The organism is Limimaricola pyoseonensis, assembly GCF_900102015.1.
Classification (GTDB): Bacteria; Pseudomonadota; Alphaproteobacteria; order Rhodobacterales; family Rhodobacteraceae; genus Limimaricola; species Limimaricola pyoseonensis.
Map to the genome: position 1 here is coordinate 24,314 of NZ_FNAT01000004.1, position 12,915 is coordinate 37,228.

The window sequence follows — 12,915 nt, forward strand, 5'->3', positions numbered from 1 at the left end:
CGCGGGACGGGGGCGACCGCGGGAATCATCCGCCCATCACTCTTGCCGGTCACGCCCCGCCCGGCTCGGCCAGAAGCAGCATCTCGCAGGTCACGCAGACCCGGTTGACCCCGGCCTGCAACGCGCCCCGGACCGGCCCTCCGTCGAAGCCCACCGCCACGGCCTCCAGCCGCGCCGCGCCCGCCGAGACCGCGCCGCGCAGCACCAGCAGCTCGGCGGCGACGTCGCCGATCCCGGCCTCGGCCGCGAAGGCCGCGCCCACGAGGCTGCCCAGCCCCTCGATGCGCGCCGAACCGAGCCCGTGCCGCGCCGCAACCGCCGCCAGCGCCGAGAGCGGCTCGACATTGGGGCGCAGCGTGCAAAGCACCGCCGGCACGCCGCCCGGGCGCTTCGGGGCGGGCCGCGGGGCGAAGAGCGTGAAGCCGGTCTCGTCGTCGGGCGCCGCCTCCAGAGCCGCGCCCGACAGGCCCCAGCCCTCGGCCCAGACATCCTCGGCCAGGCGGCAATCCGGGCCGAGCAGGTGCCCGGCGCGCGGCACCCCGTCGGCGCCGCGCCAAAGCCCGTGCCCATGCAGAAACGGCGCGCCGTCGCGCGTGCCCAGATGCAGACCGGCCGCCTCGACACGAGCCGGGGCCAGCCGGGCGGTGGCGCTGTACCACGCGACCGGCCCGTGCCCCGGCGCGGGCGCCGGGCAGACGAAGTCGAGACGCGCCATCGCGACGTCGCAAAGCCGCAGGTAGCCCGCCGCGAACCCCTCCGCCGCGAAGGCTTCGGCGACCGCGGCGTCCAGCGGCATTCCCGCGCGCAACCGCAGCAGCAGCGGATGCGCGTGGCAGGCCAGTTCCGCGACCCTCCGGGGCGCCGTCGGGCCGGGATGGACGAGGTCGCGCGTCACGCCTCGATCTCGCCCCGGGCCACCAGCGCCTCGCGCACGAGCTTCTTGGTGATCTTGCCGTAGCCCGAACGCGGCAGCGCGTCCCAGATCACGACACGGCGCGGGGTCTTGTAGCGGGCGATGCGCCCGTCGAGCCAACCCAGCAGCGCCTGCGCCTCGGGCCGGCAGCCGGGCGCCGGCACGACCACGGCGAGGCCGATCTCGCCCCAGACCGGATCGGGCACGCCCAACACCGCCACCTCCGAGATCTCGGGATGCTCGAGCATCTTCTCCTCGATCTCGCGCGGATGGATGTTGGAGCCGCCCGAGATGTACATGTCGGAGGCGCGGCCGGTCAGGTAGAGAAAGCCCGCCTCGTCCATGTGGCCGAGATCGCCGGTCAGGAACCAGCCGTCGCGGAACGCCTTGGCGTTGGCCTCGGGGTTGTCGAAATAGCCGGCGAAGACCGCCGGGCCGATCACCGCGATCTCGCCGGTCTCGAAGGGCGCGCATTCGCGCCCCTGCGCGTCCTGCACCTGCACCTGCATGCCGGTGCGCGCAAACCCGCAGGTGCCGATCCTCATGGCCGCGTCCTCGGCGTGGTGATGGGCGGGCGGCAGCACGGTGATGTTGCCCGTCACCTCGCCCAGCCCGAAATACTGCACCAGCACCGGCCCCAACGCCTCGATCGCGCGGATCTGGTCGGCGCGGTACATCGGCGCGCCGGCATAGATCACGTAGCGCAGCGATGATAGGTCATGCGCATGCACCGCCTCGTGCTCGACCAGCATCTTGACGATGGTCGGCACGGTGAAGGCGTTGGTGACGCGCCAGCGTTCGACCAGCCGCCAGATCTCGGCCGGGTCGAACTTCGTGCCGGCGGGCAGGATCGTCTTCGCGCCGCGCGCCACCTGCGCCAGCTGGTGGATCCCCGCGCCATGCGACAGCGGCGCCACGACCAGCGAGGCATCGTCCTCGGTGGTGCCGGGCATCAGGTCGCACAGGTGGTTGGTGACCACGAAGGCCAGCTGGCCATGGGTCAGCACCGCCGCCTTGGGCCGGCCCGTGGTGCCGGATGTGAAGAAGAACCAGGCCGGGTCGTCGCGCTCCACCGCTACCGGCGCCGGGGCGGCGCCCATGTGGCGCGCGACCAGCGCCTCGTAATCCTCTGCAAACTCGGCCGCGCCGATCGCCACGGTGAAGCCGACCGTGCCGGCGCAGGCCGCCGCGTGATCGGCAAAGCCCGCGCCGCAGATCAGCCCGCTGGCGCCGGAGGCCTTCGCCAGCCAGGCGACCTCCTCGGGCGATTGCCGGAAGTTGGCCGGCACCCAGACCGCGCCAAGCCGCCAGCAGGCGAACATCGCCTCGAACATCTGGTTGCAGTTCTCCGACTGCACCAGCACCCGGTCGCCCCTGGACACGCCGAACTCGGCCGCCAGCGCCGCGGCGAAACCCGCCGCGCGCGCCTCCATCTCGGCCCAGCTCCAGCTTTGCTCCCCCCAGACGAAACCCGTGGCCCCGCCATGCCGCCGGGCGGTGCCGGTCAGCAGATGCGACAGGTTCATCACCCGCGTCGAGACCGGGGCGATGCCGCCCGGTGCCGCTGCGCTCATGTCGCGCCCTCCCTCTTGTGGTCGATCTTCTCCGGCGCGCGGGCCGCATAGGCCTGCGCCAGCCGTGCCTCGATGCGCGCGGCGGCCGCGACGAGCGCCGCCGCCAGCTCGGCGCTGCGCGGCGGCTGCATGCGCTGCGCCACCGCCGCGATCGAGATCGCCCCGGCGACGCCGCCATCGGGCCGGCGCAGCGCCACGCCGATGCCCCAGCTGTCGGGAACCACCAGCCCGGGGTTGAGCGCATGGCCCTGCTCGCGCGCCGCCTCGGCCAGCCGCGCCAGTCGCTCAGGCGGCAGCGCCGGGTAGTCGCGCGCGAGCCAGTCGCGGTTGTGCTCGAGCGTCGCGGCGCGCTCCGCCTCCGGCAGCGCCGCCAGCATCGCCAGCGACCCCGCGCCCACGCCCAGCGGATGCTGGCCGCCCGGCATCAGCGCATGGGTGCGGATCGGGTAGCTGCCCTCCTCGCGGTGCAGACAGACCGCGGTGTCGCCGCGCCGCAGCGACAGGAAGGCGGTGTCGCCGCTGTCGCGCGCCAGCGCCGCCAGCTGGTCGCCCGCAAGCTCCAGCAGCCCGTGCCGCGGCGCCGCCAGCGTGCCCAGCAGATAGGCCTCCTGCCCCAGGTGGTAGGCGCGGCTGCCGGGCTCCTGCTCCACTAGCCCGGCGCGGATCAGCGCCAGCAGCAGCCGCCGCACGGTCGGCTTGTTGAGCCCGCTCGCGGCGACCAGCCCGGCCAGCGTCGCCCCGGCCGCGTCCTGCCGGCCGATCAGGCCGAGCAGCAGCATCGCCCGGTCGACGCTCTGCGTGCCGCTGGCGGGAGCCTGGTTCATGATGTGGACCACAGTGACGGCTTGTTTCGCATTTCGCTCCCCTTCTTTCCTGATATTCCCATTCGACGGGCCGAAAACTCAAGTTCTTCTTGTAGGGGCCGGCGGAATTTGCTTCACAATGTGGAATGTGGTGCCGGGAGGGTGCCGGCTTTGGCGCGCCGCGCCGTTCAATCTGGGAGGTTAATTCATGGGTTTCTCACAACCGGGAATCACGGGTCTTGCCGCGATCATGGCGGGCGCGCTCGCCGTTGGCGCGGCCTCGGCGGAAACCCTGCGCCTGTCGCACAACACCGGCGACAGCACGACTTGGCACAAGGGGGCCGAGCGCTTCGCCGAGCTGCTCTCCGAGAAGACCGGCGGCGAGATCGACGCGCGCGTCTTCCCCAACGCCCAGCTCTCGGGCGGCGACCAGATGCGCCAGGCCGAGATGGTCGGCCGCGGTGCGCTCGACCTCGTGGTGACCTCGGCGATCAACGTGACGCCGCTGGTGCCCGAGATGGCGGTGTTCTCGCTGCCCTATCTCTACGCCGACTACGCGCAGGTCGACGCGACCACCCAGGGCCCGGCCGCCGACATGCTCGAGGAGATCCTGCGCGAGAAGGGCATCGAGGTGCTGGCCTGGGGCGAGAACGGCTTCCGCGAGGTGACCAACTCGGTCCGGCCGATCAAGTCGCCCGAGGACATGAAGGGCCTCAACATGCGGGTCGCAGGCCCGATGTATATCGACGTGATGAACGCGCTCGGCGCCAACCCGCAGCAGATGCAGTGGGGCGAGACGCTGACCGCGCTGCAGCAGGGCGTGGTCGACGGGCAGGAGAACCCGATCGGCGCGGTGATCATCCCGCAGCAGGTCTACGAGGTGCAGGACCACCTGACCGCCTGGCACTACTCCTACGACCCGATCTTCCTCGGCATCTCCAAGGCCAAGTGGGACGGCTACGAGGCCGAGACGCAGGAGCAGATCCGCGCCGCCGCCGAGGAGGCGATGGCCTATCAGCGCGAGATCACCCGCCAGAGCACCGAGGAGGGCATCGCCTTCCTGCGCGAGAAGGGCATGGAGGTCTACGAGCCGAGCGAGGCCGAGCTCGCCGCCTTCCGCGAGGCGACCCAGCCCGCCTTCGACCAGTGGGCCGAGAAGGTCGGCACCGACATCGTCGGCGCCTTCCAGGAGGCGATCGCCCAGTCGAACTGAGCCGGTCCACCGACATGACGGGGGGCGCAAGGCCCCCCGCCCCCATTTCCCGGAGAGCCGCATGCTGGCCTTCATCCTGCGCGACGCGGAGAAGATCGTCTGCGCCGTGATCTTCCTCGCGATGACCGGGCTCGGCTTCGCCAATGTCGTTGTCCGCTACGGCACCAACTACTCGCTCGCCGCGACCGAGGAGCTGCTGACCAACGGCTTCCTGCTGCTCACCGTCTTCGGTGCCGCCATCGCGGCGCGGCGCGGCGAGCACCTGGCCGTGACGCTGGTGGCCGATGCGCTGCCGCGCCCGCTGGCCCGCGCGGTCTTCGTGCTGGCGCTGGGGCTGTCGCTGGCGCTGCTCGCGCTCTCGGCCTGGTTCTCGTGGCAGGTGCTGGTGAACCAGATCGACAACGGCATGCGCTCCTACGGGCTCGGCCTGCCCGCCTGGTACTACCAGGCGGCGGTGCCCTTCGGCTTCGCGCTGGTGCTGCTGCGGATGCTGCAGCACGCGCTCGAGACCGGCCGCGGCGCCCCGGTGCCTCAGGCGGTGCCGGATGTCTGAGATCCTCGGCCTCTCCGCCGGCAGCCAGATGGTGGTGCTGTTCTTCGCGCTGATGCTGCTGCGGGTGCCGGTGGCCTTCGCGCTCGGCCTCTCGGCGCTCTTTGCCATGTGGCGCATCGGCTTCGGCCTCGAACTGGCCGGCGACCTGATCGCCACCGGCATCACCAAGTACTCGCTGCTGGCCATCCCCTTCTTCATCCTCGCCGGCACGCTGATGGGATCGCTCGGCATCGCCGAGCGGATGATCCGCTTCTTCCGCGTGCTGATCGGCCCGACGCCGGGCGGCATGGGGGTGGTCGGCACGGTGGTCTGCCTGTTCTGGGGCGCGGTCAGCGGCTCCGGCCCGGCCTCGGTCGCCGCGATCGGCCCGATGATCATCAAGGGCATGGAGGAGGACGGCTACCCGCGCGCTTATGCCGCGGGCCTCGTCAGCACCGGGGCGGCGCTGTCGATCGTCATCCCGCCATCGATCGGCCTCGTGATCTACGGCGTCATCGCCGAGACCTCGATCTCGCAGCTGTTCGTCGCCGCGATCGTGCCCGGCCTGCTGATGGGTCTCGCCATGCTGGTGGCCCTGCCCTTCGCCACCCGCGCGGGCGCGCCGCGCACGAGCCCGTCGCTCGCCGCGCTCGCCCCGGCGCCGCGGCCCGACCTGCCCTACGGGCGCCGCCTCTGGTCCGCCTTCCGCGACAGCTTCTGGGGGCTGATGACCCCGGTGGTGATCCTGGGCGGCATCTATTCGGGCATCTTCACCCCGACCGAGGCGGCGCTGGTCGCCACGGTCTACGCCCTCGCCGTCGGCGGGCTGGTCTATCGCAGCCTCACGCTGAAGGGGCTATACGATGCGCTCGGCGACGCCGCCGCCTCCTCGGCGGTGGTGATGCTGGTGGTGGCCTATGCCAGCCTGTTCGGCTGGGTCGTCACGGTCGAGGATCTGGTCGGCAGCTATTCCGGCGCGCTGCTGGGGCTGAGCGGCAACGAATGGGTGATCCTCGGGGTGATCATGCTGATCCTGCTGGTCGCGGGGATGTTCATGGACCCGGTGACGGTGATGTTCGTGTCGCTCCCGATCTTCCTGCCGGTGATGCGCGAGCTGGGCTGGGACCCGGTCTGGTTCGGCGTCGTGGTGATGATCAACCTCGCGATCGGGCTGATCACGCCCCCCGTCGGCATCAACCTCTACGTCGCCGCCAACGTCACGCGCCTGCCGATCGAGCGCATCGCCCGCGGCGCCCTGCCCTTCCTCGGGGCCAGCCTGCTCGGCCTCGCGGTGATCTCGGCCCTGCCCGACCTGTCGCTGACCCTTGGCACCCTTCTGAAGTAAGAGAGCGCTTTCCCATGTCCGAAGCCCCGTCCACCGCCCTCGTCACCGGCGCCGCGCGCGGCATCGGCCTCGCCACCACGCGGCTGTTCCTCGCAGAGGGTCGCCGGGTCGCGATGATCGACCGCGACGCCGAAGCGCTCGAGGTCGCCGCCGCCGAACTGGGCGATGCGGTGCTGCCGGTCGTCTGCGACGTGTCGCGCCCTGACGAGGTCGCGGCGATGGGCGAGAAAGTGCGCGCCGGGCTGGGTCGTGTCGACGCGCTGGTCAACAACGCGGGCGTCGCGGATTTCGGGCCGATCGCGGAGCACGACTTCGCCCGCTGGCGCCGGGTCATGGAGACCAACCTCGACGGCGTCTTCTTGGTCAGTCAGGAGATGCTGCCCGATCTGCGCGCCAGCCGCGGCGCCATCGTCAACATCGCCTCGATCTCGGGGCTGCGCGCAAGCACGCTGCGCGTGGCCTATGGCACCTCGAAGGCGGCCGTCATCCACCTTACCAAGCAGCAGGCGGCGGAGCTGGGCGAGCATGGCATCCGCGCCAACTGCGTGGCCCCCGGCCCGGTCGACACAAAGCTGGCGCTGGCGGTCCATTCCCGCGAGATCCGCGCCGCCTATCACGACGCGCTACCGCTGAACCGCTATGGCAGTGAAAGGGAGATCGCCGAGGCGATCGTGTTCCTGTGCTCGGAGCGGGCCAGCTACGTGACCGGCCAGGTCCTTGCCGCCGATGGCGGGTTCGAGGCGACAGGTATCGGCCTGCCCGCGCTGCGCGGCTGATCGAAGGGCTTTCACCGCCCCCCGTTCGACAAACGTAGCACAGGCCGGCCGACAGCCTCTTCCGCGACATTCGCAGCAAGTGCAGCGAGAACCCGGCTGCCAGCCACGAAGGCGAGGAAGCGGCCATTCGCGGTATTAAGGGTGAACGACCGCTAAGAGCGACCGTGTTGGAAGCTTATGACCTGCGGTAGCGATCCCCAAGGTTGTGCAGGACACTTGCCGCCTCTTGTGTTACCTTGCATCAACATCGCCCGATCTCAGGGTTGTCGCATCCTCAATGTAGGCCGAATTGTCACCGTCATCGGTGCGCTCGGTTCGGACTTTCCGACTGGACTCATCACAGTCTCCGCGGCTTTTGAGCCTGTGTCCATCCTTTCGCGGATTCACGCCGACCGCGGTGCTCGATGAATCCCTCTCGATCAGCACGGAGAACAGACGAGTTCGATTTCCTGGAGGGTCTGAAATGCCACGCTTCTCAAGCTTGACCGGAACCGCCGTTGTCGCTCTTTCCAGCGCACTCACCATGCCCACCTCGCCTGCCGCGCAGGGGGTCGATCTTCCGACCAGCTGTGCCACCGAGGCCGATGCTGCGGTCGACAGGGGCCTGACCTTGCTGCACAACATGATGTATATCGAGGCCGAGGCGGCCTTCGGGTCCGCTGCCAAGGCCGATCCCGACTGCGCGATGGCGCAGTGGGGGATCGCCATGGCCAACTTCCATCCTCTCTGGCCCGGGACACCGACCGAAGCCGAAACGGCACGCGGCAAGGATGCGGCCGGGCGGCTTGCCACCATGACGCCGGGCAGTGATCTCGAACAGGCGCTGGTCGATGCGGCAGCTGCCTTCTACGCGCCCGACCACGATGGCTACCCCGCCCGCCTCGCGGCCTGGGCCGACGCGCAGCAGACCGCCCACGAGCGGAATCCCGACAATATCGACGCCGCCGCCCTCGCCGCGCTCGCCCGCCTCGCAACGGCGCCCGGCGGGGTGGAGCGGTTCGAGGTGAACGCGCGCGTGGGCGACGCGCTTGACGCCCTGCACGAAGATGCGCCCGAGCATCCCGGCGTGATCCATTATGCGATCCATGCCTACGACAACCCGCCGCTCAAGGAGCGGGGGCTTCCCTACGCCGAGATCTACGACAAGGCGGCCCCGGAGGCTGCTCACGCGCTGCACATGCCGGCCCATATCTACACGCGGACGGGGGACTGGGCGAAGTCGATCGACCTCAATCGCCGGTCAGCGGAAGCCGCGCTCGACACCTCCGGGGACGTGATCCAGTCGCATTACGCCCACGCGGTCGACTACATGGTCTATGGCCACCTGCAGATGGGACAGGCCGAGGAGGCGGCGCGGCTGGTGGAAGAGATGCTCGCCATCGACAACCACCAGGCCAGCTTCGGCGGCGCCTATGCCCTGGCAGCATCGCCGGTCCGCCTGCTGCTGGAGCAGGAGAATTGGGCCGAGGCCGCGGCGCTCTCGCCCGACATGCACAGCGCGATCCCGTGGGAAAACTTCCCCCAGACCGTCGCGATGCGCTGGTTCGCCAAGGGTTTGGGAGCCGCGCGCACCGACGACGTGGAGACGGCGCGCCTCGCCGTCGAGAAACTGGGCAGTCTGCGGGACGCCATGCGAGAGGGTGGGCAGGATTACTGGGCGCGCCTCACCGAGGGTCAGATCCTCACGGTCGAGGCCTGGGTCGAACTGGCCGAAGGCAATGACGAGGCGGCGCTGACCAAGCAGCGGGCGGCGGCAGATCTGGAGGACGAGGCCGGCAAGAGTCCCGTGACCCCCGGCCATGTCCTGCCGGCACGAGAACTTCTCGGCGACATGCTGAGCGCATTGGGGCGCCCCGACGAAGCGCTTGAAGCCTACCGCGCAACCCTCGCCCTCTCGCCCAACCGCGCCCGCAGCTTGGCAAAACTGGAATGACCGAGATGATTGCGCCTGGCGCCCGGCGCAATACGAACGGAGCCTGATTGATCGCGCACGGATCGTATCTTCGATCCGATAGAATCGAGTTGGCACCTTGGGATCGTCAATTGCGGCAAACGACCGTTCTGTCCGCTGAGCGGACCTTAGCGCGGACTGCGGCGAAAGGCGGCTCACCGCCCAGAGTAACCGGGTCAGCACGGGGCTCTCAGCATACCCCAAAAATTCGCACGGCGAACGGCAGGTGCGAGCCAGCAGCAGATTTGCCAAGCGCCGTCACCCTGCCGCGTTCAACGCCCAGCCGATCGCGACGACCTGCGGCACGGTCAGAAGCGGCAGCAGAAGCGCCGCCTTCAGCCGTCCCGTGACTTCGCGCAGGACGAGGATCTCGGTGTAGTCCGTGGCCGCCCCCGCCATCAGGAAGGTGAAGGCGTTGCCCGGCGCCTGTGCCCGCGTCATCAGGTCGGCCGCCAGCGGCACCGAGCCTTCCGAGCAGACCTCGATGATGGTCGCGGCGATGAGCGTCGTGAACAGGCCCAGCAGCGTGGCGCCGAACCAGGTCGCGAAGATCTCGGTCGGCACGGTCGCCTGGATCAGGGCAGCCAGAACGACCCCGAAGAAGAGCCAGCGCAGCACCATGCGGCTTGCCGTCAACGACCGGCGCGCGACATCGCGGGCGAAGGCCATGTCGTAGCGCGTGGCGCGCAGGCCGGCCTTCGCCTCGCGCCAGACGTGGAAATCGGCCGGCAGATCGACGCGGTTGGGGTTCGGCTTCACCCGGCCCGCGCGTTCCAGCGCCTCGACGACGAGGCCGGCAAGAAGCGCGATCGCGAGCGAAGCCACGAGGAAGACGGCCATCCAGCCCCAGCCCATCAGCACGCCGATGATGATCGTGAGCGACAACGAGTTCCAAGGCGAAGCTATGAGGAAGGCGAAGACCTGGCCGAGACTTGCGCCGCGCTCGTAGAGCTTCGCGCCGACCATCAGGACACCGTGGTTGCAAAGGTCGAGAAGGACGCCCGCCGCGACGGCCCGCACGAGGCTTTTCGCGCCCTGATCCCGGCCGATGATGCCGATGACGAACTCGCGCGGCACCCGGTCGATGAGGCCCACGGCCAACATGCCGACGAGAATGCCCCACCACATGAGATTCATCATCTCCTGCACGCCGTGGGTGAAGACGCCGAGGCCGAGGGGCGCGTCATGGGGCAGGACGAAGCCCGCCAGATAGGCCAGTGCGATGATCCCGCCCGAGCCCCAAAGGAGCCAGTCCACGCGACGCCAGGCCGGGGCATCGGCCGCGACCGGCGCGCAGCAGGACGGAGCATTCGTCTCGCCGCGGCCGCCGCAACAGGTCGAAGGCGTGGTCTCACCTGGCGCGGCCCCCGGCAGGACAAACTCGCGCGCCGTGGCATCGAAGGGGTGGGTGTGATCCGTCATGGTGTCGGTTTCCTTTCCGACCCGACGCATAGACCCTCCAGTCGCTGTAGGTTCAAGAGCTTTCTGGGCGAGTTGCGAGGACTTATGGCTCTTGCAGCACGGCGTACCTTGCGCAGGCAGCGGCCGAAACCCACACTTGATGCAGCAAGGGAGGATGTTCATGCTGACCATCGGCGCGCTCGCCAAGCGGACCGGCACCAAGGTGCAGACCATCCGCTACTACGAGCAGGTCGGACTGTTGCCGGACCCCGGACGCACCGAAGGCGGCCAGCGTCGCTACGGGCATGCCGATCTCGACCGTTTGGCCTTCATCCGGCATGCCCGCGATCTCGGCTTCGGCCTCTCTGCGATCCGCGAGCTTCTGGACCTGTCCGACCGTCCCGACCGTCCATGCGCGGATGTCGACGCCATCGCCCGGCGACACCTGTCCGACATGGAGCACAGGATCGCGCGGCTCGAGGCGCTGCGGGTCGAGCTTGAACGGATGCTGGCGGAATGCGGCGCGGGCCGTGTCGCGGATTGCCGCGTGCTCGAGGTGCTGCGCGATCACGAGGAATGCCTGACCGATCATTCCAGCTGATCCCCACGCGGTATCCTTGAAGTTGAGACGGTCACTTTCAGATTTCTTCGAGCTGGCGCAGGCCGTGCCCCAGCCGCTTCGCGCTCGTCACGGCGGCGTCGCGATGCAGCGTCCACGCCTGCGTGAGACCTTCCAAGATCACCAGAAGTTCGGTCTCGCGCTCGGCAAGGCCGGTGGCCTCGACGGCCCGGCGCGCCACCTCGGCCTTGTGCCGCGACAGCAGCTCGCGCAGCGGCACGCTGCCGGGCTCGGCCGCCACCGCGCCGTGGAACAGGCAGCCATGCGAGGTCTCGGTGGCCATCCATATCGCCACTCGGTCGAACAGCGCGTCGAGCGCGGATTCCGGTGCATCCGGCAGGTCATCGAAGAGGTGGGAGAGGTAACGCCCGTGGCGATGCTCCAGCGCCGCCAGCACCATGTCCGCGCGTGATGGCACGTATTTATAGAGCGTGCGCAGGCTGACGCCGGCCGCGTCGCGGAGATCCTCGACGCTGGGTTCGGCGAAGCCGCGGGCTGCGAAGGCCCGCTCCAGCCCGGCGGCGATCTTGTGCATCGTATCGGTCATGCTTGACGCATGTAGAGCGATCCCTCTACCTGGGCAAGTAGAGCAATCATTCTACAGAGCGGAGCGACCCCATGACCCTCCCCGACACGATGAAGGCGATGGTACTGACCGGCCATGGCGGCCTCGACAGGTTGGAATGGCACGAGGGTGTGCCCGTGCCGCATCCCGCCGCGGGCGAAGTGCTGATCCGCGTCGGTGCCTCGGCGGTGAACAACACCGACGTGAACACCCGCACCGGCTGGTATTCGGAGGCGGTGCGCGGCGACACCGGATCGGCCGCCGCCACGGGCTATGACGGCGTCTCCGACGCCGATGGCGCGTGGTCCGGCGCGCTGAGCTTCCCGCGCATCCAGGGCGCCGATTGCTGCGGCGAGATCGTCGCGGTGGGCGACGGGGTGGATGCGGCCCGCATCGGCGAGCGGGTACTGGTGCGGCCGATGCACCGGCCCGCGGGCGGTGACGAGGCCGCGCTCGTCACCTTCGGCTCGGAGCGTGACGGCGGCTTCGCCGAGTTCACCACGATCGAGAGCGAACATGCGATCCGCATCGACAGCCCGCTCTCGGACGTGGAGCTCGCCTCCTTCCCCTGCGCCTTCTCGACCGCCGAGGGGATAATCCAGCGGGCCGGGCTCGGCGCCGAGCGGGTGCTGATCACCGGGGCCTCGGGCGGCGTCGGCTCGGCGGCGGTGCAGCTCGCCAGGCGGCGCGGCGCGCATGTGACGGCGGTGACCAGCCCGGCCAAGGCGGACGAGCTGCGCGCGCTCGGCGCCGACGCCATCCTCGGCCGCGACGAGGCGCTGCCCGAGAGCGCCTTCGACGTCGTGCTCGACCTCGTCGGCGGACCGCGCTGGCCCGCGCTGCTCGAGGCGCTGTCGGTGCGCGGCCGCTACGTGACCTCGGGCGCCATAGCCGGACCGATCGTCGAGCTGGACCTGCGCACGCTCTACCTCAAGGATCTGACGCTGATCGGCAGCCCTCGGCAGGACCCGAGCGTCTTCACCGATCTGGTGGGCCATATCGAGCGGGGCGAGATCCGGCCCGTGCTGGCCGAGACCTACAAGCTGCGCGACCTGCGCGCGGCGCAGGAGGCGTTTCTCGAGAAGTCGCACATGGGCAAGATCGGGATCCAGATCACGGGCTGACGCCTCTTCGTGAGCCCAGCTTGCTCCTGCGGGGCGGGGTCACAGCATGACACCGCCCCCAGATTGCTTCGGTCAGGGCCGGACATTGCCCGATGAACG

Annotated in this window: 12 protein-coding genes; 7 read left to right on the plus strand and 5 right to left on the minus strand. The window is 69.8% G+C overall.

Going from position 1 to position 12,915, the window contains the following annotated elements; genetic code table 11:
- Positions 1-49: 49 nt before the first annotated feature.
- From BLT43_RS09925 to BLT43_RS09935, 3 genes are read right to left on the minus strand one after another with little or no spacing between them, the layout of a single operon-like run.
- Positions 50-895, minus strand: a complete 846-nt coding sequence (locus BLT43_RS09925) for a PPC domain-containing DNA-binding protein (RefSeq protein WP_090112420.1) — start codon at positions 893-895, stop codon at positions 50-52.
- Positions 892-2,487 carry an acyl-CoA synthetase gene (locus BLT43_RS09930; RefSeq protein ID WP_090112422.1) on the minus strand — a complete coding sequence of 532 codons (1,596 nt, stop codon included), beginning with the start codon at positions 2,485-2,487 and terminating at the stop codon, positions 892-894. Before BLT43_RS09930 ends, BLT43_RS09925 begins: the two co-directional genes overlap by 4 nt.
- The gene (locus BLT43_RS09935) at positions 2,484-3,311 is read right to left on the minus strand and encodes an IclR family transcriptional regulator (protein WP_090113065.1); all 828 of its coding nucleotides are present in this window, start codon (positions 3,309-3,311) and stop codon (positions 2,484-2,486) included. Before BLT43_RS09935 ends, BLT43_RS09930 begins: the two co-directional genes overlap by 4 nt.
- Before the next feature lie 187 nt (positions 3,312-3,498).
- Between BLT43_RS09935 and BLT43_RS09940 the strand changes: the two genes are divergently transcribed.
- The 5 genes from BLT43_RS09940 to BLT43_RS09960 all read left to right on the plus strand — a co-directional run bounded on the left by BLT43_RS09940 (position 3,499) and on the right by BLT43_RS09960 (position 9,089).
- On the plus strand, positions 3,499-4,503 hold the full coding sequence (locus BLT43_RS09940; RefSeq protein WP_090112424.1) for a DctP family TRAP transporter solute-binding subunit: 1,005 nt from the start codon (positions 3,499-3,501) through the stop codon (positions 4,501-4,503).
- Positions 4,504-4,564: 61 nt separating this feature from the next.
- A complete protein-coding gene (locus BLT43_RS09945; RefSeq protein WP_242652268.1) occupies positions 4,565-5,056 on the plus strand; it encodes a TRAP transporter small permease in 492 nt (163 codons plus the stop codon).
- On the plus strand, positions 5,049-6,380 hold the full coding sequence (locus tag BLT43_RS09950; RefSeq protein WP_090112426.1) for a TRAP transporter large permease: 1,332 nt from the start codon (positions 5,049-5,051) through the stop codon (positions 6,378-6,380). Before BLT43_RS09945 ends, BLT43_RS09950 begins: the two co-directional genes overlap by 8 nt.
- Before the next feature lie 14 nt (positions 6,381-6,394).
- On the plus strand, positions 6,395-7,156 hold the full coding sequence (locus BLT43_RS09955) for an SDR family NAD(P)-dependent oxidoreductase (RefSeq protein WP_090112428.1): 762 nt from the start codon (positions 6,395-6,397) through the stop codon (positions 7,154-7,156).
- Between the two features lie 463 nt (positions 7,157-7,619).
- On the plus strand, positions 7,620-9,089 hold the full coding sequence (locus tag BLT43_RS09960; protein ID WP_090112430.1) for a tetratricopeptide repeat protein: 1,470 nt from the start codon (positions 7,620-7,622) through the stop codon (positions 9,087-9,089).
- A gap of 276 nt (positions 9,090-9,365) precedes the next feature.
- On the opposite strand, the gene BLT43_RS09965 is transcribed toward BLT43_RS09960, so the two are convergent.
- Positions 9,366-10,364, minus strand: coding sequence for a permease (locus tag BLT43_RS09965; protein ID WP_207497492.1), 999 nt, complete (start codon positions 10,362-10,364; stop codon positions 9,366-9,368).
- Positions 10,365-10,689: 325 nt separating this feature from the next.
- Here BLT43_RS09965 and BLT43_RS09970 point away from each other — a divergent pair, with 325 nt between their 5' ends.
- A complete protein-coding gene (locus BLT43_RS09970) occupies positions 10,690-11,109 on the plus strand; it encodes a MerR family transcriptional regulator (RefSeq protein WP_090113069.1) in 420 nt (139 codons plus the stop codon).
- Between the two features lie 37 nt (positions 11,110-11,146).
- Here BLT43_RS09970 and BLT43_RS09975 read toward each other — a convergent pair whose 3' ends face one another.
- Positions 11,147-11,674, minus strand: coding sequence for a TetR/AcrR family transcriptional regulator (locus BLT43_RS09975; RefSeq protein WP_090112436.1), 528 nt, complete (start codon positions 11,672-11,674; stop codon positions 11,147-11,149).
- A gap of 71 nt (positions 11,675-11,745) precedes the next feature.
- Here BLT43_RS09975 and BLT43_RS09980 point away from each other — a divergent pair, with 71 nt between their 5' ends.
- A complete protein-coding gene (locus BLT43_RS09980; protein WP_090112438.1) occupies positions 11,746-12,816 on the plus strand; it encodes an alcohol dehydrogenase family protein in 1,071 nt (356 codons plus the stop codon).
- The last annotated feature ends 99 nt before the right edge of the window (positions 12,817-12,915 follow it).